22 protein-coding genes are annotated in these 24,897 nt (G+C 66.0%); 16 read left to right on the top strand and 6 right to left on the bottom strand.

Going from position 1 to position 24,897, the window contains the following annotated elements:
- The first annotated feature begins 60 nt into the window (after window positions 1-60).
- The gene (rsfS, locus tag RB2654_RS12725; RefSeq protein WP_008332144.1) at window positions 61-429 is read left to right on the top strand and encodes a ribosome silencing factor; all 369 of its coding nucleotides are present in this window, start codon (window positions 61-63) and stop codon (window positions 427-429) included.
- Window positions 429-899 carry a 23S rRNA (pseudouridine(1915)-N(3))-methyltransferase RlmH gene (gene rlmH / locus RB2654_RS12720; RefSeq protein ID WP_008332142.1) on the top strand — a complete coding sequence of 157 codons (471 nt, stop codon included), beginning with the start codon at window positions 429-431 and terminating at the stop codon, window positions 897-899. Before rsfS ends, rlmH begins: the two co-directional genes overlap by 1 nt.
- On the opposite strand, the gene RB2654_RS12715 is transcribed toward rlmH, so the two are convergent.
- Window positions 896-2,161, bottom strand: a complete 1,266-nt coding sequence (locus RB2654_RS12715; protein ID WP_008332139.1) for a SulP family inorganic anion transporter — start codon at window positions 2,159-2,161, stop codon at window positions 896-898. The two genes, rlmH and RB2654_RS12715, sit on opposite strands and share 4 nt — an antisense overlap.
- A 139-nt stretch (window positions 2,162-2,300) precedes the next feature.
- Here RB2654_RS12715 and RB2654_RS12710 point away from each other — a divergent pair, with 139 nt between their 5' ends.
- From RB2654_RS12710 to RB2654_RS12675, 8 genes are all read left to right on the top strand, one after another.
- Complete coding sequence (locus RB2654_RS12710; protein WP_008332132.1) at window positions 2,301-4,172, top strand: cation:proton antiporter domain-containing protein; 1,872 nt, start codon at window positions 2,301-2,303, stop codon at window positions 4,170-4,172.
- Between the two features lie 364 nt (window positions 4,173-4,536).
- Window positions 4,537-6,057 carry a 2,3-bisphosphoglycerate-independent phosphoglycerate mutase gene (gene gpmI, locus RB2654_RS12705; protein WP_008332130.1) on the top strand — a complete coding sequence of 507 codons (1,521 nt, stop codon included), beginning with the start codon at window positions 4,537-4,539 and terminating at the stop codon, window positions 6,055-6,057.
- Window positions 6,058-6,092: 35 nt separating this feature from the next.
- Window positions 6,093-7,196: a murein hydrolase activator EnvC family protein gene (locus RB2654_RS12700; protein WP_008332128.1), complete on the top strand. Its 1,104-nt coding sequence runs from the start codon at window positions 6,093-6,095 to the stop codon at window positions 7,194-7,196.
- 48 nt (window positions 7,197-7,244) lie between these two features.
- Window positions 7,245-8,582 (top strand): S41 family peptidase, encoded by a 1,338-nt coding sequence (locus RB2654_RS12695; RefSeq protein ID WP_008332126.1) that lies wholly within the window; start codon window positions 7,245-7,247, stop codon window positions 8,580-8,582.
- A 7-nt stretch (window positions 8,583-8,589) separates the two neighbouring features.
- The gene (locus RB2654_RS12690; protein ID WP_008332125.1) at window positions 8,590-9,093 is read left to right on the top strand and encodes an RNA pyrophosphohydrolase; all 504 of its coding nucleotides are present in this window, start codon (window positions 8,590-8,592) and stop codon (window positions 9,091-9,093) included.
- Between the two features lie 53 nt (window positions 9,094-9,146).
- The gene (locus tag RB2654_RS12685; protein WP_154653311.1) at window positions 9,147-9,563 is read left to right on the top strand and encodes a hypothetical protein; all 417 of its coding nucleotides are present in this window, start codon (window positions 9,147-9,149) and stop codon (window positions 9,561-9,563) included.
- A 149-nt stretch (window positions 9,564-9,712) separates the two neighbouring features.
- Window positions 9,713-12,595 carry an error-prone DNA polymerase gene (locus RB2654_RS12680; protein WP_008332123.1) on the top strand — a complete coding sequence of 961 codons (2,883 nt, stop codon included), beginning with the start codon at window positions 9,713-9,715 and terminating at the stop codon, window positions 12,593-12,595.
- Between the two features lie 125 nt (window positions 12,596-12,720).
- Entirely contained in the window at window positions 12,721-13,812 is a 1,092-nt protein-coding gene (locus RB2654_RS12675) for a transglutaminase-like domain-containing protein (RefSeq protein ID WP_008332122.1), read from the top strand.
- 3 nt (window positions 13,813-13,815) lie between these two features.
- On the opposite strand, the gene RB2654_RS12670 is transcribed toward RB2654_RS12675, so the two are convergent.
- Entirely contained in the window at window positions 13,816-15,486 is a 1,671-nt protein-coding gene (locus RB2654_RS12670; protein ID WP_246146538.1) for a PAS domain-containing HWE histidine kinase family protein, read from the bottom strand.
- 151 nt (window positions 15,487-15,637) lie between these two features.
- On the opposite strand from RB2654_RS12670, the gene RB2654_RS12665 reads away from it, so the two are divergent.
- Window positions 15,638-16,588: a YihY/virulence factor BrkB family protein gene (locus RB2654_RS12665; RefSeq protein ID WP_008332120.1), complete on the top strand. Its 951-nt coding sequence runs from the start codon at window positions 15,638-15,640 to the stop codon at window positions 16,586-16,588.
- A 3-nt stretch (window positions 16,589-16,591) separates the two neighbouring features.
- On the opposite strand, the gene RB2654_RS12660 is transcribed toward RB2654_RS12665, so the two are convergent.
- The 3 genes from RB2654_RS12660 to RB2654_RS12650 all read right to left on the bottom strand — a co-directional run bounded on the left by RB2654_RS12660 (window position 16,592) and on the right by RB2654_RS12650 (window position 19,142).
- Window positions 16,592-17,353 carry a COG3904 family protein gene (locus RB2654_RS12660; RefSeq protein ID WP_008332118.1) on the bottom strand — a complete coding sequence of 254 codons (762 nt, stop codon included), beginning with the start codon at window positions 17,351-17,353 and terminating at the stop codon, window positions 16,592-16,594.
- Window position 17,354: 1 nt separating this feature from the next.
- Window positions 17,355-18,644, bottom strand: a complete 1,290-nt coding sequence (locus RB2654_RS12655; protein ID WP_040885680.1) for an AAA family ATPase — start codon at window positions 18,642-18,644, stop codon at window positions 17,355-17,357.
- Between the two features lie 93 nt (window positions 18,645-18,737).
- Window positions 18,738-19,142, bottom strand: a complete 405-nt coding sequence (locus RB2654_RS12650) for a DoxX family protein (RefSeq protein ID WP_008332114.1) — start codon at window positions 19,140-19,142, stop codon at window positions 18,738-18,740.
- A 154-nt stretch (window positions 19,143-19,296) separates the two neighbouring features.
- Between RB2654_RS12650 and RB2654_RS12645 the strand changes: the two genes are divergently transcribed.
- Window positions 19,297-20,502: an FAD-dependent oxidoreductase gene (locus RB2654_RS12645; RefSeq protein ID WP_008332112.1), complete on the top strand. Its 1,206-nt coding sequence runs from the start codon at window positions 19,297-19,299 to the stop codon at window positions 20,500-20,502.
- On the opposite strand, the gene RB2654_RS12640 is transcribed toward RB2654_RS12645, so the two are convergent.
- The gene (locus tag RB2654_RS12640; RefSeq protein ID WP_187432391.1) at window positions 20,462-21,346 is read right to left on the bottom strand and encodes a LysR family transcriptional regulator; all 885 of its coding nucleotides are present in this window, start codon (window positions 21,344-21,346) and stop codon (window positions 20,462-20,464) included. The two genes, RB2654_RS12645 and RB2654_RS12640, sit on opposite strands and share 41 nt — an antisense overlap.
- Window positions 21,347-21,520: 174 nt before the next feature.
- Between RB2654_RS12640 and RB2654_RS12635 the strand changes: the two genes are divergently transcribed.
- From RB2654_RS12635 to RB2654_RS12620, 4 genes are all read left to right on the top strand, one after another.
- Window positions 21,521-22,240 (top strand): DUF4386 domain-containing protein, encoded by a 720-nt coding sequence (locus RB2654_RS12635; RefSeq protein ID WP_008332107.1) that lies wholly within the window; start codon window positions 21,521-21,523, stop codon window positions 22,238-22,240.
- Between the two features lie 27 nt (window positions 22,241-22,267).
- Entirely contained in the window at window positions 22,268-22,948 is a 681-nt protein-coding gene (locus tag RB2654_RS12630) for an NAD(P)H-binding protein (RefSeq protein WP_148912494.1), read from the top strand.
- Window positions 22,949-23,048: 100 nt separating this feature from the next.
- On the top strand, window positions 23,049-23,633 hold the full coding sequence (locus RB2654_RS12625; protein ID WP_008332103.1) for an ANTAR domain-containing response regulator: 585 nt from the start codon (window positions 23,049-23,051) through the stop codon (window positions 23,631-23,633).
- Window positions 23,630-24,832 carry a CmpA/NrtA family ABC transporter substrate-binding protein gene (locus RB2654_RS12620; protein ID WP_008332101.1) on the top strand — a complete coding sequence of 401 codons (1,203 nt, stop codon included), beginning with the start codon at window positions 23,630-23,632 and terminating at the stop codon, window positions 24,830-24,832. The genes RB2654_RS12625 and RB2654_RS12620 overlap by 4 nt, the downstream gene beginning before the upstream one ends.
- Window positions 24,833-24,897: the final 65 nt, after the last annotated feature.

Raw genomic sequence — 24,897 nt, 5'->3', positions numbered from 1 at the left:
GACTATGTCCTGTCTCATCATCCAGACGCGGCCGCACTGTCGACCGCAGGATCGGGCGGAATGAAAAAGCCGCCCATGAACCCGTCGAGCGACAATATCCTCGACACCGTTCTTTCCTCACTCGAAGACGACAAGGCCGAGGATATCGTGACCATCGACCTGCGGAAGAAATCCGCGATGGCCGATGCCATGGTGATCTGTTCGGGCCGGTCTTCGCGCCAGGTCGCGGCGATTTCCGAAAAGCTGTGCGATCGTCTGAAGGAAAGCATGGGGATCATCTGCAAGGTCGAGGGCAAGGATCAGGGCGACTGGGTTCTGATCGACACGGGCGACGTGATCGTTCACGTGTTCCGGCCCGAGGTGCGCGAGTTCTATCAGCTCGAGAAAATGTGGATGACACCTGAGGCTCCTGCGTCGGCCAAGGCCTGATGCGGGTTCACATCGTCGCGGTGGGGCGGCTTCGCGCCGGCCCCGAGCGCGACCTGATCGACGACTACACCACCCGGTTCGACCGCACCGGGCGCAGCTTGGGTCTCGGTCCTCTCACGATCCACGAAGTCGAAGACAAGAAGGGTGGCGGCATGAGCGCCGAGGCCGCCCTGTTGTCGCGTGCCGTGCCGGAGGGCGCGGTGATTGTCGCGATGGACGAGCGTGGCAAGGTGCAGACCTCGCCGCAATTCGCCGAGCAACTTGCGGGCTGGCGCGATCAGGGCCGCGATGACGTGGCCTTCGTCATCGGCGGCGCGGACGGGATCGACCCGGCCCTGCGCGGTCGGGCGGATGCGTCGCTGTCGTTCGGCAAGATGGTCTGGCCGCACATGCTGGCCCGCGCCATGCTGACCGAGCAGCTGTATCGCGCCGCCTCGATCCTTGCCGGAAGCCCCTATCACCGGGTCTAGCGGTCGCGCGGAGTCCAGTCGCGCGGCGCACGGCCCGCCGCGACCCGCGACAGTGCAAAGCCAAGCGCGACCCCGACCCCGATCGCGACCGTGAGATCGACGAGAACCGTCAACGCCATGGTCAGGAAAATCAGAACCCGGTCCCGCACCGGCGCGGACAGGTATCCGCGCCACTTGTCCGGTTCGGCCATGTTCCACGCGGTGATGACCAGCAGGGCCGCCATGGCGGGCAGCGCCATTTGACCGGCCAGCGGTGCGGCGAACAGCATCAGCGCCAGAACCGTGACGGCGTGCCACAGCCCGGCGACCGGCGTGCGCCCCCCGGCCTTCACATTCGTCGCCGTCCGCGCGATGGCCCCGGTCACCGGCAGCCCGCCCATCAGGGCCGACCCGATGTTGGCGACGCCCTGCGCGGCCAGCTCGGCCCGGGGCCGGTGATGCCCGCCGATCATCCGGTCGGCGACCACGGCGGACAAAAGCGATTCGACCCCCGCTAGGAACGCGATCACCAGCGCGGATGGAAACACTTCGCGCACCAGAGCCCACGAGATGTCGGGCATCGCAGGGGTGGGCAGGTGGTCGGGCAATGCACCGAACCGGGCCGCAATGGTCTCCACCTCGACCCCCGGCAGGGCGGCGAGGGCCGACCCGGCCGCGACGGCGAGGATCAGGCCCGGCACCTTCGGCGGGAGCCAGCGACGCAACGCGACGATCAGCGCGCCGGTGACCACGCCGATCCCCAGCGCGTCGATCTGAAGCGTATCGCGCGCCGCCCAGAGCGCCGCGATCTTGCCGGTGAACTCCGCTGGCATGTCCGCCACGGCAAGGCCGAACAGATCCGCGATCTGGCTGGTGGCGATGATGACGGCGATGCCGAGGGTGAAGCCGTTGATGACGGCTTCGGGCACATGGGCCACGAGGCTTCCGGCCCGCAGCACGCCGGCCACGACGAGGATCAACCCGGCCAGCAGCGTCGCCACGATCAGACCGTCGATCCCATGCGCGGCGATGACACCGTAGACGACGACGATGAACGCGCCCGTCGGTCCGCCGATCTGCACGCGGCTGCCACCCAGAAGAGAGACGAGAGCGCCACCGACGATGGCCGTGACCAGCCCCTGCTCCGGCGTCGCGCCCGACGCGATGGCGATAGCAAGGCTGAGGGGAACCGCCACCAGCCCGACCGTGACCCCGGCGATCAGATCGCCGAAGAACTGGTCGCGCGAATAGCTTGCGAGCGTCGTCAGGATTTTCGGCTTCACGAGGAAACACCGGCGTCAGGGCAATATCCTGTCGGTGTCTGCCCGGATCGCCGTCCTGTCAACGGGCGTTGCGTCGCACGGACGAGCTTTACATGCGCCCGCATTTCGCCAAGCTGGACCGGCGCACAGGGGACTGCTCATGACCGATTTTCTGCTACTTGCCTTCGTTTTTCTGATCGCGGGGGTGGTCGCGGTCCCCATCGCCTCACGCCTCGGGCTGGGGTCGGTTCTGGGCTACCTGATCGCCGGGATCGTCATCAGCCCGGTTCTGGCGTGGCTTCATGTCGACGTGATCCAGATCCAGCACTTCGCCGAATTCGGCGTCGTGATGATGCTGTTCCTCGTCGGGCTGGAGTTGGAGCCGCGGCGGCTGTGGGAGATGCGCGCGCGCCTTCTGGGGCTTGGCGGCGGGCAGGTCGGGTTGACGGCGCTCCTGGTCATGGGCGTGGCGATGGTTCTGGGTCAGCCGTGGTCGGTGAGCCTTGCGGTCGGTCTGGTGCTGGCGCTGTCCTCGACCGCGATCGTGCTTCAGACGCTGGGCGAGAAGGGGCTGATGCGCTCGGACGGCGGGCAGTCGTCGTTCTCGGTCCTGCTGTTTCAGGACATCGCGGTCATCCCCATGCTGGCGCTGATACCGCTGCTCGCAATGCCGGAACTGGTCGAAGGTCTGAGCCACGCGGCCGAGGACGGCGACCACAGCGGGGGTATGAGCCTTGTCGACGGTCTGCCGGGCTGGGGCGTTGCGCTGGTGACGGTGGGTGCCATCGCGGTGGTGGTCGGGGCGGGCATCTACCTCGTCGGTCCGATCTTCCGGTTCATCGCCGGGGCGAACCTGAGGGAGCTTTTTGTGGCGACGGCGCTGATGTTCGTCATCGGCATCGCGCTCCTCATGTCCCTCGTCGGGCTGTCGCCCGCGCTCGGCACATTCCTCGCCGGTGTCGTGCTGGCCAACAGCGAATACCGGCATGAGTTGGAAAGCGACATCGACCCGTTCCGGGGGCTTCTGCTGGGGCTCTTTTTCATGACGGTGGGGGCGGGGATCAACTTCGCCCTGCTGTTCGACGACTTCGTCCTGATCCTCGCCCTGACGCTGGGGCTGATCGTGGCGAAGATGGCCGTGCTTTACGTGCTGTCCTACGTGTTCAAGGTGGGCGGGGCGGATCGCTGGCTGTTCTCACTGGGTCTCGCCCAAGCCGGGGAGTTCGGCTTCGTCCTCCTGTCCTTCACGGTCGCGAATGCGGTGATCCCCGGCGATCTGGCGGACCAGCTTCTGCTGGTCGTCGCGCTGTCGATGCTGCTCACCCCGGCGCTGTTCATCCTTTACGACCGGGTGGTGGCGCCCCGGTTTTCCGAAGCCGAAGAGCGCGAGATGGATGCGATCGACGAGCCCAGCGACATCATCATCGCGGGCCACGGGCGCGTGGGCGGGATCGTCGCGCGGATGCTGCGCGGGGCCGGGCTCACGCCCACCGTCATCGACTTCAGCGCGCGGCAACTGGAGATGCTCAAGAAATTCGACGTGCAGGCCTATTACGGCGATGCGACCCGGCCCGATCTGTTGCATGCGGCGGGAATCGAGCACGCGAAGCTGTTGGTGATCGCCATCGACGACAAGCACCAGATCACCGAACTGGTGACCTATGTGAAGAAGCACTACCCCGACGTGCACGTGATCGCACGGGCGGTGGACCGGCCCCATGTCTACGATCTGTGGTGGGCCGGGTGCCGCGACATCATCCGCGAGACCTATGACAGTTCGTTGCGGATGAGCCGCTCGGCGGTGGAGGCGTTGGGCTATTCGCGCGATCAGGCGGACCGGGTGACAGAGATGTTCGCCGAGATGGACCGCAGCGCCATGCTGATCGCGGCGGAGCATTACGATCCGGCGATCTCGATCCTCGACAACGAGGCCTATATCGAAGGGTTGCGGGCGGCGCGTGGCGATATCGAAGCGGAATTCCTGCGGGACGCGCAGGCCATTCTGGCGGAAGGGCGGAAAGCGCGGGCCTGAGGGGGGCGCTGCCCCCGTCGCGCTGAAGCGCGACTCCCCCGAGGTATTTGAGGACCAGAGAAGCTGGGGGCGGGGTCCACCCCCTACGCTGGGCGCAGGGGGCTTCTCCGGTCTCGGTCATCGGCTCCTCAGCCTGTACCGTGATCTCAGTATAGCGCGTTAACCTTAGTCAAAGGTGAACGTGTCCCTTCTCTGGTCCGAAAATACCTCGGGAGGGTCTGGGTTGGTCATGTTCGCCTGCAAACATGACCTTGGCAGCGCCCTCCCAGCCAGTCGGATGGGCGCAAGCCCATTCGAAACCCCTCGCGCATTGCCCTTAGGCCGGTGACCTCCTAGAAATACGTCAGGCAAGAGCGAGGCAGACATGACCACCCCGAAACCCGTCGTTTTGTGCATCCTCGATGGCTGGGGCCTCAGGGTCGAAAGCTCCGGCAACGCGGTGGCGCTGGCCGAGACCCCCGCGTTCGACGAGCTGATGATGATCTGCCCGAACGCGACGCTCATCACCCATGGCAACGATGTCGGCCTGCCGTCGGGCCAGATGGGCAATTCCGAGGTCGGGCATACGAATATCGGTGCGGGCCGGGTCGTGGCGATGGACCTTGGGCAGATCGACCTTGCCATCGAGGATCGGTCGTTCTTTCAGAACGCCGCGCTCATGCGGTTCATCGACGATATGAAGGCGTCGGGCGGGACCGCGCATCTGATGGGGCTGACCTCGCCCGGTGGGGTGCATTCGCATCAGGATCACATCGTGGCGGCGGCGCAGGCGCTGGTGCAGGCGGGGGTTCCGGTCTGCGTGCATGTCATCACCGACGGGCGCGACGTGGCGCCGCGCTCGGCACGCGAGCAGGTGGCCAACTTCGTCGCGGACCTGCCGGAGGGTGTGACCGTGGGCAGCGTCACCGGGCGCTATTACGCAATGGACCGCGACAATCGCTGGGAACGGGTGAGCCGCGCCTATGACGCGATGGTCAAGGGGATGGGCGGCACGGCGGCAAACGCCGATGCGGCTATTGCGGCGTCCTACGAGGCCGACGTTTCGGACGAGTTCATCGAACCTGTCGTGATCGACGGGCACACCGGCATCCATGACGGCGACGGCGTCTTCTTCGTCAACTTCCGGGCTGACCGGGCGCGCGAGATCTTGCGGGCCATCGGTGAACCGGGGTTCGCGGAGTTCGATGTCGGGCAGCGGCCCAAGCTCGCCGCCCTTCTGGGGATGGTCGAGTATTCCAAGGATCACAACGACTATATGACCACGGTTTTTCCGAGCGAGGACATCGTGAACACGCTGGGGGCGTGGGTCGCCAAGCAGGGCAAGCGGCAGTTCCGGCTCGCCGAGACCGAGAAGTATCCGCACGTCACCTTTTTCCTCAACGGCGGCAAAGAAGACCCGGAGGAGGGCGAGGATCGCTATATGGCGCAGTCGCCCAAGGTCGCGACCTATGACTTGCAGCCCGAGATGAGCGCGCCGGAGGTGGGGCGCGAACTCGTGCGTGCGATCCGCGAGAAATACGACCTGATCGTCGTGAACTTCGCCAACCCCGACATGGTCGGGCATACCGGCGATCTGGACGCGGCCATCGCCGCCGTGGAAGCCGTGGACAAACAGGTTCTAGAAGCCATGATCGCGCTCAAGGAAGAGGGCGGGACGATGATCGTGACCGCCGATCACGGCAATTGCGAGATGATGATCGACCCGGCCACGGGTGGGCCGCACACGGCGCATACGACCAATCCGGTGCCGGTCGCCCTGTTCAACGGGCCTGCGGGCGCCAAGATCAAGTCGGGGCGGCTCGCCGACCTCGCGCCCAGCCTGCTCGACCTGATGGGCATCGAAAAACCCGCCGAGATGACCGGCGAAAGCCTGATCGTCCGGTGAGACGGGCGGCGATCCTTTTCGCCGCGTGTCTGGCGATGATTACCCAGGCGACGGCGCAGACCGACCCAACGGAAAGCGCGCGTCAGGCCATGCTTTTGTTGCAGGAAGCCGCCAAGGCTTTGGACGGTGCCGACGGCGCGGGCGACCGTGTGGCGGCGCTGACGCAGACCGTGCAGGCCTATGAGGCGGGGCTCGCCGCGCTGCGCGAAGGGCTGAGACAGGCGCGGGTGCGCGAGGCGGCGATCGACGGTGTGTTCCGGGCCGAGAACGAACGGCTCGCACAGCTTCTGGGCGTGCTTCAGGCCATCGAATCCTCGCCAGAGCCGCATCTGCTCCTGCATCCCGAGGGGCCGGTGGGCACCGCGCGGACCGGGATGATCCTGTCCGACGTGACCCCGGCGCTGAATGCCGAGGCGGGGCGGCTGCGCGCCGCCTTGCAGGAGGTCGCGGTTTTGCGGGCCTTGCAGGAATCGGCGGTGGTGACGCTGGAACAGGGTCTGACCGGGGTGCAGCAGGCGCGCACGGAACTCAGTCAGGCGATGTCGAACCGCACCGACCTGCCCAAGCGGATCACGACCGACCCCGAGGCGATGGAGAACCTGATCGCCACCGCAGACACGCTGGAAAGCTTCGCGTCGGGCCTGATGTCGGCCACCGTCGAGGATACGAGCGTTTCCATCGCCAACCCGGATTTCACCGAAGCGCAGGGCACGCTGGAGTTGCCGGTGCTGGGCCGGATCATCCGCCGGATGGACGAGGCGGACGCGGCAGGCGTGCGCCGTCCGGGCTGGGTGATCGCGACCCGACCTCTCACCCTCGTCACGCTTCCGTGGCCTGCCACGATCCGGTATCTCGGCCCGCTTCTGGACTATGGTCAGGTGGCCATCGTGGAGCCGGGAGAGGATTATCTGCTGGTGTTCGCAGGGCTCGGCCAGCTGTTCGGCGAGGTGGGCGAGGTGCTGCCGAAAGGGGCGCCCATCGGGCTCATGGGCGGGGCTGCGCCCACGGACCCTCAAGCGTTTTTGATTTCCAACGACACCGCAGGAGGCGCAGAAGCGAACCAGACATTGTATCTGGAGCTTCGCAAAGACGGCGAGCCTGTGGACCCGGCGGACTGGTTTGCGGTATCCGGGGAGTGAGCGGCGCGATTGCGCGACCGAAACGAGACGAAAGTGAGCAGACGAGACATGAAGAAATTTCTGATGGCCGCAGTCGGCGGCACGCTCGCAGGGGCAGTTCTGACCACGCAGGTGGCGGGTCCGCTTCTCGCGCAAGAGGGGAACCGGTCGACGACCGTGTACCAGCAGCTCGATCTGTTCGGTGACGTGTTCGAGCGTATCCGCGCCCAGTATGTCGAGGATGTCGAGGAAAGCGAACTGATCGAAGCCGCGATCAACGGGATGCTTCAGTCGCTCGACCCGCACAGCTCCTACCTGCCGCCCGACGATGCCGATGCCATGCGCGTGCAGACGCGGGGGTCGTTCGGCGGTCTGGGGATCGAGGTCACGCAGGAAGAGGGCTTCGTCAAGGTCGTCTCGCCGATGGACGACACGCCCGCCGATCAGGCCGGGGTTCTGGCCGGTGACTTCATCACCCATGTGGACGGCGAAAGCCTGCTTGGTCTGACGCTGGACGAGGCGGTCGATCTGATGCGCGGGCCGATCGGGTCCGAGATCATCATCACGGTCGTGCGTGAGGGCGAGGACGAGCCGTTCGACATTTCCATCATCCGCGACACCATCAAGCTGACGGCCGCCACCGTGCGCCAGCAGGGCGAGGCGGTCGTGATCCGCATCACCACGTTCAACGACCAGACCTATCCCAACGTCACCGAAGGGTTCGCCGAAGTGGTCGAGGAAATGGGCGGCATGGACAATGTCGAAGGCGTGGTTCTGGACCTGCGCAACAACCCCGGCGGTCTGCTCAAGCAGGCGATCGCGGTGTCGGATGCCTTCCTCGAAGGCGGTGAGATCGTGTCGACCCGTGGCCGTGACCCGGAAGAATCCGACCGTGTGAACGCCACGCCCGGCGACATCACCGAAGGCAAGCCGCTGGTCGTGCTCATCAACGGCGGCTCGGCCTCGGCCTCCGAGATCGTCGCCGGTGCGCTTCAGGATCATCACCGCGGCGTCGTCGTCGGCACCAAGTCGTTCGGCAAGGGGTCTGTCCAGACGGTCATGCCGCTGCGTGGCGACGGCGCGATGCGTCTGACCACGGCGCGTTATTACACCCCGTCGGGTCGCTCGATTCAGGCGCTGGGCGTCAGCCCGGACATCGTTGTCGAACAGCCGATCCCCAGCCCCAGCGCCGAAGAGGACGAGGAGGAGACCAACGGTCGCCCGCCCCGCACCGAGGCCGATCTGCGCGGGTCGCTGAACAACGACAGCCTGACCGAGGACGAAATCCGGCAGATCGAGGAAGAGCGGGCCGAGGCGGAAGCCGCCGCCGCGCTGCGCGACGAGGACTTCCAACTGTCCTATGCCGTGGACCTGCTGCACGGTCTGTCGACCTTCGGGCGCGAGTGATCCGTCCGTGACACCGGACGAGATCGCGGCGCTGCCGTATCGGCCCTGCGTGGGCGTGGTGCTGGCGAATGCCGAGGGCAAGGTGTTCGCCGGGCAACGCATCGACGCCAAGGATCTTGGCACCGATGCGACCGCTTGGCAGATGCCGCAGGGCGGCGTGGACAAGGGCGAGACGCCGCGCGATGCGGCGCTTCGCGAGCTTTGGGAAGAGACCGGGGTGAGTGCCGACCTTGTCGAGGTCGAAGCCGAGCATCCCGACTGGCTGACCTATGATCTGCCCGAGGAGCTTGTCGCGAGCGGCAAGGTCTGGAAGGGCAAGTTCAAGGGGCAGGAACAGCGGTGGTTCCTGATGCGTTTCAAGGGCACTGACGATCAGGTCGACATCGCGACCGAGCACCCGGAGTTCAGCACATGGACATGGATCGACCCCGACGAGATGATCGCGCGCATCGTGCCGTTCAAGCGGGACATCTACCGCGCGGTTCTGGACGAGTTTCGCGCGCGGCTCTGAGCCTTGCGCTGGCCGCGATGGTCCTGCCGGGGCCGGCGGCGGCGCTGTCGTGCATGCGCTATGACCCGGTGACGGCCTTCCACGAGGCGGACGAGTCCGCCAAACGCTATATGGTGGTGCGCGGGGCGCTGAGTTTCGATGCCGAGGGCCTGCCCGAAAGCTACGACGAGGATGCGCCTGAGGAATGGCTGACGAACGGGCGCGTGGTCGGCAAATCGCTGGCCGCGGACGGGTTTCTGAACGACTTCGCCGAAGATATCGTGGTGGTCGTCAGTTGCCTTGGCCCGTGGTGCGGGATGCCGCAGGCCTCGGACGACGCGCTGATGTTTCTCAGGGTCGAAGCGGATGGGGCGGCGATCTACCTCGACGTCGATCCCTGTATGCCGCATCACTTTGCCGAGGCGAGTGAGGCGGATTTCGAGGTGATGGAGGCCTGTATGGCCGGGGATTGCCCGCCGGTGGCGGAGTAGTTTCGCCGCGGGCAAGCCCGCGTCGACCCGCTGGAGGGGCGCTGCCCCTCCAGACCTCCCCGAGGTATTTTCGGACCAGAGAAGAGGGACGCGGGCGCGCCTTAGATCGGACTCCAAATGAGAACAAAACGTGAATATACTCGCGACTCATGTTCGTGGAGCTTTGCATAACGTCGAATTTCACGTTTCTCACCGGCGGGAGCCATGCCGAGGAATACGTGGATCGGGCGGCGCTGACCGGGATGCGGGCGCTGGCGGTGGCCGATGTGAATTCGGTCGCCGGGATCGTGCGCGCGCATACGTTCAGCCGGGAGATCGCGAAGATGGCCGAGGCGCGGGCGCGGCTGGAGGCCGAGCAGGGCATCATAGGTCCGCCCAAACCCGCGCATCTGCCCGAGCCTTATCGCCTGCCCATCGACAATGCGCCCCGTCTGCTGCCCGGCGCGCGGATCGTGACGGAGGAAGGGCTGGCGATCACCGCCTTGCCACGGGACCGAGCGGCGTGGGGGCGGCTGTCGCGGTTGATTTCCACCGGGCGGCTCAGGGCCGAGAAGGGATCGTGTCTTATCAGGCTCGGCGATTTGGGTGGGGCGCTCGACGGGATGGAACTGCTCTTGCATCCGCCGGGGGCCGGGCTGCGCAAGAGGGTCGGGCCTTTGCTCGCGCGCTACCGGGACGACATGCATCTGGTGCTCGCGCCGCGCTATGACGGGCGAGACGCGCAGCGCTTCACGCATCTCGCGGCGCTGGCTAAGGAACTGGGGCTGCCGACCGTGGCCAGTGCCGAGCCGATCATGCACCACGGGCGGCGGCGCAAGCTGGTCGACGTGTTGAGCGCGGTGCGCGAAGGCGTGCGGGTCGAGGCGCTGGGGCATCTGGCGCAGCCCAATGCCGAGCGGCGTCTGCGCTCGGAAAGTGAGATGCTGCGGCTTTTCGCCGGGCACGAGGATGCGGTGCATCGGTCGGGTGAGATCGCGGATCGGCTGGGCTTTCAACTGGACGAGTTGCGCTATGAGTATCCGTCAGAGATCGCCGATGGCGAGACGCCCTCGGCGCGGCTGTCGCGACTGGCCCGACGGGGGCTGAGGGAGCGGTATCCGGCGGGGGCACCGGAGCGGGTGTCGAAGATGCTGGAGCATGAACTCGCGCTCATCGCCAAGCTGAACTACGAGCCCTATTTCCTGACCGTGAACGACATCGTCGCTTTCGCCCGCTCGCGTGGCATCCTGTGTCAGGGGCGCGGGTCGGCGGCGAACTCGGTCGTGTGTTATGCTCTGGGGGTCACCAGTGTCAGCCCCGAGATCGGGACGATGGTGTTCGAGCGTTTCGTGTCCGAGGCGCGGGACGAACCGCCGGACATCGATGTGGATTTCGAGCATGAGCGGCGCGAAGAGGTGATCCAGCACATCTATCAACGCTACGGGCGGCACCGGGCCGGGCTCTGCGCCACGGTCATTCATTATCGTGGCAAGCGGGCGATCCGCGAGGTGGGCCGGGCGATGGGGCTGACCGAGGACACCATCGCCTCCATGTCGTCTCAGGTCTGGGGCTGGGGCGGCACGGGGATGCGGTCGGCGCGGCTGCGGGAAATCGGGCTGGACCCGGACGACCCGAAGCTCGATCAGGTGCTCGATCTGGTGGACGAGATACAGGGGTTTCCCCGGCATCTCAGCCAGCATGTCGGCGGGTTCATCATCACCGAAGGGCGGCTGGACGAGTTGGTGCCGATCGAGAACGCGACGATGGAGGACCGGACGGTCATCTGCTGGGACAAGGACGACATCGACGCGCTGGGCATCCTCAAGGTCGACGTTCTGGCACTGGGGATGCTGACCTGTATCCGCAAGGCGTTCGGGCTGATGGACAGCCATCTGGGGATCGACCATACGCTCGCCTCGCTGCCGCCGGAAGACCCGGTGGTCTATGACATGCTCTGCCGGGCCGACAGTCTGGGGGTGTTTCAGGTGGAAAGCCGCGCGCAGATGAATTTCCTGCCGCGCATGAAGCCGCGAACGTTTTACGACCTCGTCATTCAGGTGGCGATCATCCGGCCGGGGCCGATACAGGGCGACATGGTGCACCCCTTTATCCGGCGGCGAAACGGCGAGGAGGCGGTGGAGTTTCCCTCGGATGCGCTGGGCGCGGTGCTGGGCAAAACGCTGGGGGTGCCGCTGTTTCAGGAACAGGCGATGCAGATCGCCATCACGGGGGCCGGGTTCACCCCGGAGGAGGCGGATCAGTTGCGGCGCTCTCTGGCGACCTTCAAGAAGCATGGGAGCGTCAGCGATTTTCGCACGCGGTTCATTCGGGGGATGCGGGCGAACGGGTATGATCTGGACTTTGCCGAGCGGTGTTTTTCCCAGATCGAGGGGTTCGGCTCCTACGGCTTTCCCGAAAGCCATGCGGCGAGTTTCGCGCTGCTGGTCTATGCGAGCGCGTGGATCAAGTGTCATCACCCCGGCATCTTCTGTTGTGCGCTGCTCAACGCGCAGCCGATGGGGTTCTATGCGCCCGCGCAGATCGTGCGGGATGCACGCGAACATGGGGTCGAAGTGCGCCCGGTCTGCATCAACGCAAGCTATTGGGACAATGTGATGGAGCCGGATGGCAAGGGCGGGCTCGCCGTGCGGCTGGGGTTCCGGCAGTTGCGCGGGATGGCCGAGGAGGAGGCCGCTTGGATCACGGCGGCGCGCGGCAACGGCTATGCGGTGGTCGAGGACGTGTGGCGGCGGTCGGGCGTGTCGCCCCGGCTGCTGGCGCGGTTGGCCGAGGCGGATGCTTTCGCTGACCTCGGGCTGTCCCGGCGCGAGGCGTTGTGGGAGGCGCGGGCGATCACGGGCGAAAAGCCCCTGCCGCTGTTCGCGGGCGATCTGGACGGCGAGGGGATCGTGGAGCCTGCCGCCTATTTCCCCGAGATGAGCGAGGGCGAACAGGTGGTCGAGGATTTCGTGTCGATGCGGCTGACGTTGCGCTCACACCCCATCGCGCTCATCCGCCACATGCTGACACCGGAGCGGGGCGCGCCGGTCTAGGGCGTCGTGGTCGTGGCCGGTGCAAAGCCGGGTTGCGCATCCGAGGACGGATTGAAACCGGACCGCGTGCACGCGATAAGCCAAGCAAGCGGCCCAAGGCCGATGCGTGAACAGGAGACGAGACGATGATCGACAGGCGGAGCCTCATGAAACTTGGCGCGGCGGCCCCTTTCGCGGCGATGCTGCCGAAGGCGGGGCTGGCCGCGTTCCAGCCGCAGCCGTCGGGCTGGCGCCTGTTCGAACTGACCACCCGGGTCGATCTGCCGGCGGGCGGCAAGCCCTCACAGGCCTGGGTGCCGGTGCCGTCGGTCCACGAAGGCGGCTGGATGAAGCCGCAGGCGGTGGAGTGGACGACGAACGCGGACAGGGCCGAGATCGTGACGGATGGGCCGAGCGGGGCACAGTATCTGCACGCCGAATGGTCGGGGGTCGAGACGGCGACGCTGAACATCGTCGCGCGGGTCGAAACGCAGGACCGGGCCAAGGATCTGAGCGCGCCGACAGGCGATGCCAGCCTGAGCGCGGAGGAGCGCGCGCTTTACACGGCGGCGACCGAGCTTTTGCCGACCGACGGGATCGTCAAGGAAACCGCCGACATGATTACCCGGTATGCGGACACCGATCTGCGCAAGGCGCGGGCGATCTACGAGTGGATCGTCGAGAACACCGCCCGCAACCCGGACACGCCGGGCTGTGGGCTGGGCGATATCGCCTCGATGCTGGAAGTGGGCGATCTGACGGGCAAATGCGCCGACCTGAATGCGCTTTACGTGGGGCTGGCGCGCGCCGCCGGGCTTCCGGCGCGCGATGTGTATGGTTTGCGCGTGGCGCCCTCGGCCTTTGGCTACAAGAGCCTTGGCGCCGGGTCCGAGGATGTCACCAAGGCGCAGCATTGCCGGGCCGAGGTGTTCGTCGATGGATACGGCTGGATTCCGGCCGATCCTGCCGACGTGCGCAAGGTGATGTTGCAGGAGGGCGAGGGGAACCTGCCGCTCGATCATCCGCTGGTGGAAGATGCGCGGGCCGGGCTGTTCGGAAGCTGGGAAGGCAACTGGATCGGCTACAACTTCGCCCATGACGTCGTTCTGCCGGGGGCGGAGAACGCAACCGTGCCGTTCCTGATGTACCCGCAGGCCGAGATCGACGGAAAGCCGCGCGACGAACTGGACCCGGCCACCTTCGCCTATGCGATCACGGCGGTCGAACTTACCCGTTGATCCCTAATCCTGCGGTTCGAGCACCGGGGTCGGTGCGGCGCTCCACGGGATTTCGATGACGAAATGGAGGCCGTCGGGGCGCAGGTCACGCTCATACGAGCCTTCGAGCTGCCGTTCGATCATCAGGTTCAGAAGCCGTGAGCCGAACCCGCCTTCGACCTTGTCGGTGGTCTGGACCGGGGTGCGGCACCGTTCCGACCAGTCGATGCGCAGGGTGTTGCGGTCGGTCACGTCCCAGCGCACGCGCAGACGACCGCCGGTGTCGTTGAGCGCGCCGTATTTGGCCGCGTTGGTGACAAGCTCGTGCAGGACGAGGCCGAGCGCCTGACATTGGGTGGCCGACAGGACCACATCGGGGCCGGTGAGTTCGGCGGTTCCGTCCGCGCCGGACACATAAGGCGCGAGTTCCTGATCGAGCAGGGTTCTGAGCGCCACCGGCTCCCACTTCAAATCCGCCAGCAGGGAGTGGCTTTTCGACAGGGCGCCGATCCGGGACACCAGCTTGTCGCGCATCGTCTTGGGGTCTTCGGGCCGCGCGAGCCGGATGATGGCCTGCGCGACCGACAGAAGGTTTCTGGCGCGGTGGTTGATCTCGTTCGTCATAACGCGTTCACGTTCGGCCGCACGGGCGCGGGCGACGAGGTGCATGGTGCGTTCGAGAACGGCTTCGACCACCTCGACCTCGAGATCGGTCCAGTGGCGCGGGGTCATGGAGTGGACGAAGATGACCGCCGTCGTCTCGCCATCCTCGGCCCATGGCACGGCAAGGGCCGCAGCACACCCGATGGAATCTAGGATCTGCTTTTCGACGGCCAGCCGGTCGGCATCGGTTCCGTCCAGCCGGATCACGTGGCCGTCCAGAAGGCTCGCCCACATCTTGTGGTCGAGCGTCGCGGCGCCGGGGCGCGGCGTCACGGGATTTATGCCGGTCGCACACCACTGTTCGGTGATGTCGAGTTGGGTCGCGGGCCCGGCGGCGGCGCGTTCCCGCAGGCCGACCCGGTCGGCGTCGAGGTGCTGGCCCAGCATGGCGAGCGCCTTGGGCCGGATCGCGGTCGGATCGGCGACATTGCGAAACACGTCGCTCAGTTCCAGCACGAAGGCGGTGTTCTTTTGTTGCAGAAGCTGCGTCGTCGTCTCGCTGCCCGAGTTGAAAATCCCGCCGATCGACCCGTCATCCATGCGGATCGGGGTGAAACTGTAGGTCCAGTACGTCTCCTCCTCGACCCCGAAGCGGCGCATGGGCAGCATCTGGTTCTCGACGAACAGCCCTTCGCCGGTCGAGATCACTTCGGTGAACTGCGGCTCGATGACGTGCCAGATGTCGGACCAGACCTCGGCCGCGGGTTCGCCCAGGCAATCCGGGTGCCGCGGGCCGGGGATCGTCGACCAGCTGTCGTTGTAGAGCAGGCGCAGCTCCGACCCCCAGTAGATGCAGGTCGGAAAGGTGGAGTTCAGTGCGATACCCAGCGCGGACCGCAGCGCGGTCGGCCAGTCTTCGGGCGGCCCGAGCGGATGGTTCGTCCAGTCGAAATCGCGCATCCGGCCCGCCATTTCGCCCGAACCGGACAGAAACGATGCCTTGTTGAAAACGGGGGGCTGGCGTCTGAGCAACCGGGGTTCCACTTCCACGTTGCAGGGCCGACTCGCCATCGGGCCCTGCGGAGGGTTCATGTCCCACGTTAGGTGGAACGCCCCGTATCACGCAAATTCTTTCGGTGGCTGCATGTTTTGCCGGGCCGAATAGCGCATGTTCGGAACAATGGAATTGAACCATGGTTGGTCTGGTAAGTCCTGAATGACACGAAGGGGGCACCGAGACGTCATGGTCGACACTGCGCAACACTCCAATCGCTCGCTCGCGTTCTCCGGGGCGGAGTGGTTCGCGATCCTGAAACGCGTGTGGACGCGGTTCAACGAGAACCGTCTGACCCTGATCGCGGCGGGCGTCGCGTTCTTCGCGCTATTGTCGTTGTTTCCCGCGATCACCGCCACGATTGCCGTTGCGGGCCTGTTCTTCGATCCCGCCGAAATCACGGACCCGTTGCAGGAATTCGCGGCAGTGCTGCCCGACGGGGCCGCGAGCATCATTCTGGATCAGGCGACATCCGTGACCGGATCGGATGAAAGCGGGCTGGGTCTCGCCGCGATCCTTGGCCTGCTTCTTGCGCTCTATTCCGCGTCGAAGGGGGTCGAGAACCTGATGGTGGGGCTGAACGTGGCCTATGCCGAAAAGGACGAGCGCGGCCTGATCCGGGCGAAACTGACGGTGTTCGCGCTGACCGTTTTCCTCGTCATCGGCGTGATCTTTTCGCTTGGGGTCATGGTGGTGCTGCCCATCGTCCTGAATGTCCTGCCCCTCGGTGGCGTGGTCGAAACCGTGGTGAGGATCGTGCCGTGGTTGGTGCTGCTCATATTCACCATCGGCGCATTCTCGATCCTGTTCCGCTACGGGCCGGATCGTCGGTCGGCGCGCTGGGTCTATATCTTGCCGGGCGCGGTGCTGGCCTGTCTGTTGTGGGGCGCCGCTTCGGTAGGGTTCTCGATCTATGCCGACAATTTCGGGAGCTATCAGGAAAGCTTCGGAACGCTCGCCGGGGCGATCGTCCTGCTCATGTGGCTTTGGATTTCGGCGCTGGTCGTGCTTCTGGGTGCCAAGCTCAATGCCGAGATCGAGGCGCAGCACCTGATGGATACGACCGTTGGCCGGGACCGTCCAAGGGGTCAGCGCGGTGCGGTCAAGGCGGACGCGTTCGAGGGCGAGCAGGCCGGATAGGGCCTACTGCGCCGCCGTCACCATGTCGTATTCCGACAGTTCTTCCTGCGACAGTAGGTAGATCTGATCGGGCGGCGTGCGCATGGCGTGTTCCATGATGCCCAGCCCGATTCCCATCCGCGTGAGATAGGCCATGACTTCGGCCTGACCGCGCTGAATGTCCTCGACCGCGATGAAGGCGGGGAGGATGGTGCTTTCCCCGAAATAATGCTGGTGCACCCCGACACGTCCCGACGAGGCGACCGTCCGTTCGACTCCGCCTGCGAGGATGTAGGGACAGGCCGAAAGGCAGATCGCATTCGCGGCGATCTCGGTGTCGATGCCGCTGCCCCGGATGAGTTCGCCGATCTCGAGCGCATCCGAGACCGAGCCGCCGGGGCTGTCCAGCCGGATGGTGGCGACCGTCTGGCCTGCGCCCGCGCGGGTGCGGAGTTCGTCGCCGATCCGCGCCCCGTCACCGGGGGCGATCTGCCCCGTCAGGGTCAGCGTCGGGCCGTCCGCCGACACTTCCAGCCGTTCGGGCATAGGCCCCGTAACGGGCCGTTCGCCGGGCAGGGTCGATGGCGCGCGGTCGGGCGAATAGGGCCGTGTTGAGGGGCCGGAGGGCGACTGCCGGGTGAGCGGGTCGATCCGGGGCAGGCTGCCCGCCAGATCGGTGATGAGGAGCGCGGCGGCAATCGCCACCTGCACGCCCACGATCCCCGCGATAGCGCGCCGGATGCCGGTCGGTGCCGGGTCGGTGGCGTCGGTCGTCTCGGTGCTCATCTCAGTCGACCGCCCGGACATGGCGCTTGTCGGAATCGCGCTCCGGCGGGGTCGGGTCGGGTTCGTGCGGAATCATGTCGAGGCTTCGCGCCGCGTCGAGCGCCGCCCGCATCTCGGCCACGGTCATGGTGTCCTCGACCGTCTGCACCCCGTTCCCTTGCCGGATCGCCGCATGGGTGACCATGAGGACGAAGACGAGAACGGCGGGCAACAGGTCGATGGCGATGGCCCCGGCCCACGACGGCACGAAGTTGCCCGCGTAGCGGATCACCGCGTCGGCGGCGGACAGGGGCGTATACTCGATCTCTTCGGCATCGGGGAGCGCCTGAACCTCGGCCGCTGCCGTCTCCAGCGTCGAGGCGCGGTCGGCCAGAAGCGTCATGACGCTGGCGATGGTCGATTGCTGGCTCGCACGCCCCTCGGCGGAACCTGCGTCGAGGTCGGGCAGAACCACGCTGTCGCGCAGGTCGGCCGAGGCACGGGCGACCAGCGGGGCCACGTTCAACTGGCGCAATTCCGCGATCAGACCGGACAGGCGCACGGCCTCTTCCGCGAACCGGACCGAGCGGGCCTCGACCGCGCCGGGTTCGACCGACAGGGCGCGCATCCGGCTGAGAACGGCGTTACCCTGTGCGAAAGCTTCGGCCACCTCCTGCTCCTGCGCGGCGATCTGGTCTTCGAGCCCCTGAAGTTCGGCGGATTTCTGGGTGAGCACCCGGAACACCGCGCCACGCCCGGCGAGACCGGAAAGGTTTCCGCTGTCCTCCTGCGCGGAGAGGTCTTGAAACGTCTCGCGCGCACGGGCGACATCCCGTTGCAGCGCCTGACCGGCAATGGTCTTGGAATGCGCCCGTTCGAGGGCGGTCTGATAGTCCTGCACCGTGTGGGCCAGATGTTGTTCGACAGCGGCAGCCCCCGCGAGCGCGGCGGCGTTCAGCCACGACGACATGGCGACGATGGCGACCGAGCCGAGGGCCATCGACAGCATCAGGCCAAGCCGGGACGCAGCAGTGCGCATCGCGGGCAAGAGCCGGAGCATGTAGGACCAGAACACGAAGATACCGACCGACACGGCGAGCGAGTAACTGAGCGCGGCGAAGGTCGTCCACGCGCCGGTGTCGTCGAGCAAAGACCTCACGCCGAGATAGGTGTAGATGCCCGAAGCGGCGGCCAACACCCCAAGGGCCACCCCCGTGAAGCTGTCGAGCCACGTGATATGGCGGTTCAATTCCCGCGCGTAGCGGACCCCTTCACGCTCGCCCGAGCGCGTGCTTGCGTCTTTCGAAGTCACCGGTTTCCCCGCCACACCCGTTGCAGTCCCTGAAAATGTAGGGACTGTGCGGTGAACCGACAATGCACGCGGCTGTTTTCAGCGCCGGTTCGCTTACTTCTGGTCCGGCTGGAACCCGGTCTTTGCGGCGCGCCGGCCGCCGGTCGAAACCCCGTCCGTATCCTGACTGGCGAGGATCAGAAGACCGCCCGCGATGGCCCAGTTCTTGACCATGATCGTGACCTGCCACGGGTCCGCCCGAAGATCCCAATGAAAATAGCTGGTGAAGATGCAATAGGCAGCGAGCATGAGCGCCCAGATCCTGATGCCGGGACCGGTGACGAGTGCGGCGGCGGCGATCAAGTTGAACGCCGCCACCGGCCAGATCAGCCACTCGGGCAGGCCGATGCCGGTAATCATCCCGGTCACGGGGGCCGGATCGCCAACCTTCTGAATCGCGCCACCGAAAAAGATGAGCGCGATCAGGATGCGACCGACAAGGTTCAGGAGGTTCGACATGGGCCGTATTTGGCAAAGCGGTTTCAGGTCCACAACCCCCTGTCCGGCGACTGGCTGAAGCTTGCCGAAGCCGGTATCGCTTGCGGGTTCATTTCGCGTGAGGCCGTGATAAAAGCGGTTATCAGTCAGCCACTTAATTCAGGCGGGGATCGGTATGGTCCGAACGGGCAGGCCACGAGCCATCGGAATTGCAGGGGCCGGGATCGGCGGGCTGGCGGTCGGCGCGTTTCTGGCCCGCGCCGGTCACAGGGTCGAGATCTTCGACCAGTTCGACGCGCCCGCCCCCGTGGGGTCGGGGCTGGTCGTGCAGCCCGTGGGCCGCGCGGTGCTGGCCGAGCTTGGCGTTCTCGACAAGGCCGAAGCGCAGGGGCAGGGGCTGACCCGAATTCAGGGCACGAGCCATCAGAAAGCGGGTATCGTGCTGGCTGCCGACTACGGCACCGACCCGGCGCATCAGGGGCTGGGCATCCACCGGGCGAGCCTGTTCTCGGTCTTGCATGAGGTCTGCATGGCCGAAGGCGTCGGGGTCACGCCGCGATCGCTGGTCGTCGGGCGTGACGGGCAACGCTTCGTGCTGGAGGGTGGCAAGCGGACCGGGGCGTTCGACCAGTTGATCGATGCGAGCGGGTCGGGGTCGATGCTGTCGCCCATCCGGGCGCGGGCGCTTCCCTATGGCGCGCTCTGGAGCGTCGTGGACTGGGTGCCCGGCGTGATCGAGCCGGACCGGCTGACCCAACGCTACAGCCATGCCGACCGGATGATGGGAGTGCTGCCGATCGGGACACCAGCGGGCGCGGATCGGCCCAAGGCGGCGCTGTTCTGGTCTCTGCCTTCGGGCGGATACGACGATTGGCGCGCGGCGGGTCTGGACGCGTGGAAGCGGGAAGCGCAGGCGCATTGGCCGGAAGCGTGGGAATTCGCGGATCAGATCGGTGCGACGGATGATTTCACGATGGCGCGCTATGGCCACGGCACGCTGTGGCGCACGGCGGGCGACGGGATGGTGCATATCGGTGACGCGGCGCACCGAACCTCGCCCCAGCTCGGGCAGGGCGCGAACATGGCGCTTCTGGATGCGAGTGCTTTGACCTGGGCGATGGAGCGGCATGGCAATCTGGACGATGCGCTGAGGGCCTATGTCCTCACCCGCCGCTGGCATGTCTGGGGCTACCAACTGCTCTCGGCCGTCTTCACGCCGCAGTACCAGTCGGACAGTAGGGCCTTGGCGTTTCTTCGTGACCGCCTGCTTTATCCCCTGTCCACCGTGCCGCCGATCCCCGCGGCGCTTGCCCGGCTCGTGCGGGGCACGCTGCTGCCGCCTATCGCAGGGCGTCCGCGAGGAAATCCCACACGAACCTGAGCCGGCGGTTCTGGTGCAGATCGCGGTGGGCGACGAGCCAGATCGGGAAGCCGAGGGTCGGCTCATCTTCCCACAGCCGGACGACGCCCGGATCGGCGTCGCCGATGACGGAGTCGATCATGCCGATCCCCATGCCGCGCTTCACCAGCGCCCACATGACGAGGAAGTTCTCGGTGTGAACCGGCACGTTCGCCTCGGAGATGGGGTAACCCATCTGCTGCAACATCCCCAGAAACTGCCCGGTGCGGTCGAGACCGACGAAGCGGGCCTTTGCGAAGTCGTCCTTGCTTTGGATCGGTCCAAGGGAGGCGGCGTAATCCGGTGACGCGAACATCCGCGCCTCGGCGTCGCGGATCTTGCGCGCGATGAGGTCGGGCTCTTCGGGCCGGAAGTTCCGGATCGCGATGTCGGCCTCGCGCCTGAGCAGGTCCGAGGCGGTATTCGACACGACGACGTTCACGGTGATGCGTGGCTCGGCCTCGGTCATCTTTTCGATGATCGGGGGGAGGAGGAGACCGGCGTAGGCATCCGAGGCGCTGATCGTCACCGGCCCCTCCATCGTGTCGTTCTGACCGAAGGCGACGTTTGAAAGCCGCCCCGCCGCTTCGCCCATCGCGCGTGCATGTTCGATCATCGCGTGACCGGCGGGGGTGAGCTGCATCCCCCGGCCCGCGCGCTCGAAGAGGGTAACGCCGAGTTCCTCCTGCAAGGCCTCGACCTGCCGCCCCAGCGTGGGCTGGGCAAGGCCAAGCGCGCGGGCGGCGGCGGAGAGAGAGCCCTCTTCCGCCGTCACCAGAAAAGCACGGGCGCGGTTCCAGTCGAAACTGACGTTTTTCCAATCCATACGGATATGCATACCAATTCCACGATATTGGTCAATTTTGTTGAGGACGCCCCCGCGCTAAAACATCCTCACCGGCCAACGAGAGGCCGACCAACATTCAAAACGAAATCGGGACTGACCGCCGGGGCGCCGCTTGCACCGGACCGATGCCCCTTTGCCCGAAAGGTCCAAGTCATGAAAGTCTTCAACGATCCCACCGCCCGCAACTACGGCCGCCTCGCCGGTGGTCTTTACTTCTCGATCGCCGTCTTCGGCGCCTTCGCCATCGGCTACGTGCCGAGCCAGATCGTTACCGGCGATCCGGCGGGCACGATGGCGAACCTTGTCGCCAAGCGTGGCCTCTACAACGCCGGAATCGGGGCCGACACGCTGGTCATGCTGATCGAGGTCATGACCATGACCATGCTGTTCCAGATCTTCCGCCGCACGAACGAAACGCTGGCCTTCGCCGCCATGCTCGCCCGCTTCGCCATGGTGGCCGTGATGGGTGCGATGCTTCTGTTCCAGGCCGGTCTGACCAGCCTCGCCACAGGCGACATCGTGGCGAACGACGAGATCAGGAACGCGCTCGCGGCGCTGATGATGGACACGCACCATGCCGGTATCTGGGTCTGGCAGGCGTTCTTCTGGATGCACCTGATGCTGCTCGGCACGCTCGTCCTGAAGTCCGGTCTTGTCCCGCGCCTGTTCGGCTACGGCCTGATCGTCGGCAGCTTCGGCTACATCTTCGACAGCGTCTATGCCTTCGCTTTCCCGGATGCCGACTGGTTCGGAACCCTGCGCATCGGCTTCCTCGCCATCGTCACCCTGTCGGAAGTCGGCTTTGCCCTTTGGCTCGCAATTCGCGGGCCGAAGGAGCCCACCCCCCTGAACCCGGCTCTGGCCGCCGCCTGAACCATGAACCCGAAAGGAACCAAAACCATGAAACGCATCTGCATCATCGGCATCTCCGGCAAACTGGGTCAGTACATGACCGAACACGCCCTCAAGATGGGCTACGAAGTCCAGGGGGTCTGCCGCCCCGAGAGTGTCGGCAAGCTGGCCCGCTTCGGCGACCGCATCAAAGTCTTTCCCGGTCGGACCAACGACCGGGAGGTGATCCGCAAGGCGGTCGAGGGCTGCGACGGCGTTCTCACCGTGCTGGTCCCCTGGGGGGTCGACGATTACGCCTCGGGCACCGCGAAAGCCGTTCTCGACTTTGCCGATCCCGGCGCGCGGCTCGTCTTTTCCTGCGGACTTCACATCTCGATGGACGGGCAGGATCGGTTCAGCTGGAAGGTCAAGGCGGCCCTCGTCGTCGCCCGGATCGCCCGCATCACCCGACTGGTGGACATCGAAGACCAGTACCGCGCGACCGATGCGATCTTCGCGTCGAACCGGCTCTGGACCGTGGTGCGTGGACCCGACCTCGAAGAAGGCGAAAGCCAGGGGCTGCCGGTCTGGTCGCATCATGCGCAGGACGACGTGCTCGCCTCGAAGCTGGTGCGGCGCACCGACTTCGCCCTGTTCATGGTCAGCGCCCTGACGGACGACACGCTGGTGCATCAGGCCCCCGCCATCGTCAGCCGCGTGTCGCAGTCCGCCGTGGCCCATGCCGCATAGCGACCCCGCTGCCTAGAAATTAGGCAAATGGTCGGAAAAGAGGCCCTTCCCTTGTGGGAGGGCCTTTACTTATCCGCCGGGGCGGGCTTGGCCTAGGGGCATGAAAGACAAGCTTTCCGTCGTCATCGTCGAAAAGAACCGGGAACGCGGCATCCTGATCGAGGAAAGCCTGCGCGTGGCCGGGGATTTCGAGGTGACGGTCGTCGCGGAAACCAACGACCTTGCGGGAAAGATCAAGGATCTGAAACCGGACGTGGTTCTGGTCGATATCGAGAACCCGTCGCGCGACACGCTGGAAGAACTGGCGCTGGCCTCCGGCCCGCTCGAACGCCCCGTGGCGATGTTCGTGGACACGTCGGACGAGGGGCTGACGCGAGCCGCGATCGAGGCCGGGGTGTCGGCCTATGTGGTCGACGGGCTGAAATCGGACCGGCTGAAGCCGATCCTCGATGCCGCCGTCACGCGGTTCAATATGTTTCAAAGGATGCGGGTGGAGCTTGAGACGACCAAGCGGGCGCTGGAAGAGCGCAAGCTGATCGACCGCGCCAAGGGGATCATCATGAAGGCGCGGAAGGTGGACGAGGACGAGGCCTATGCGATCCTGCGCAAGGCCGCGATGGACCAGAACAAGCGCGTGGCCGACGTGGCGCAGGCGCTTGTGACGACGGCGGGGCTGTTGTCATGAAGGGTGCCGTGCTGTCCGTCGGGTTCATCCCGCTGGTCGATGCCGCGCCGCTGATCGTGGCGCAGGAGATGGGGTTCGCGGCGGAAGAAGGTCTGACGCTCGACCTCGTGCGCGCGCCGAGCTGGTCGTCGCTGCGTGACATGCTCGTCTTCGGCCGTGTCGATGCGGCGCATATGCTGTCGCCCGTGCCCGTCGCGACCGCGATGGGGCTGGGCGGGGCCGGGGCCGATCTGTCGGCGCTGGCCGTCCTGTCGGTGAACGGCACGGTCATCGGGGTGTCGCGTGCGCTGGAGGGCCGGCTGCGCGACAACGGGCACGGCTTCGACTTCCGCGACGCCAGATCGGCGGGCGAGGCGTTGATCGCCGCCAAGGTGGACCGGTTGCGCATCGGCGTTCCCTTCCCGCTGTCGATGCATGCGGAACTGCTTTATTACTGGCTGTCCTCGTTGGGTCTGCCCGCGCCGCAGGGGGTGGACATCAAGACGATGCCGCCGCCGCTTATGGCCGATGCCATAGAGGCGGGCGAGATCGACGCGTTCTGCGTGGGGGAACCGTGGGGGTCCATCGCCGTCGAGAACGGCGTCGGCGCACTCCTGCTGCCCGGCAAGTCGATCTGGAGCTTCTCGCCCGAAAAAGTGCTGGCCGTCCGCTCGGACTGGGCCTCCGCCGAAACCGGGCTGTCCGCGCGCCTGATCCGCGCGGTCTATCGGTCGGGGCGCTGGATCGCGGACCCGGAATCGCGGCTGCTGACCGCCGAGCTTCTGTCGCGGCCCGAATACCTCGACCTGCCGCCCGAGGTGATCGAACGGGCCCTGTCCGGCAATCTCATTATTTCCAGCCGGGGCGAGCAGCGCACCGTCGACGGGTTCGTCGGCTTTCACAAAGGCGCGGCGAACTTCCCTTGGCGCAGTCAGGCCCAGTGGATCGCGAACCAGCTTGCCGCGCGCATGGGGCTTGACCGGGAAGAGTCGCTGCGACAGGCGGCGCAGGTCTTCCGCCCCGATCTTTACCGCGCCGCGCTGGAGGGAATCGCCCTCGATCTGCCCGGCGCTTCCTCGAAGATCGAGGGCTCGATCGAGGTCGAAACCCCGGTGGCGAGCGAGTATGGGCGCCTGACCCTGCCGCCCGATCTGTTCTTCGACCGGCGCACTTTTGACCCGGACGCGACGATCCGGTCGAAAATCACGCACAAGAATTAAGCACTTTCTGCACCGCAGCGTTTTTTCGTTGTCTGCGGCAAAGGTTTTGTTGAGCGCATCCCGAA

Source organism: Maritimibacter alkaliphilus HTCC2654 (assembly GCF_000152805.1).
GTDB lineage: Bacteria > Pseudomonadota > Alphaproteobacteria > Rhodobacterales > Rhodobacteraceae > Maritimibacter > Maritimibacter alkaliphilus.
The sequence above is the reverse complement of the archived record's forward strand: the minus strand, read 5'-3'. Positions and strand labels throughout refer to the sequence as shown.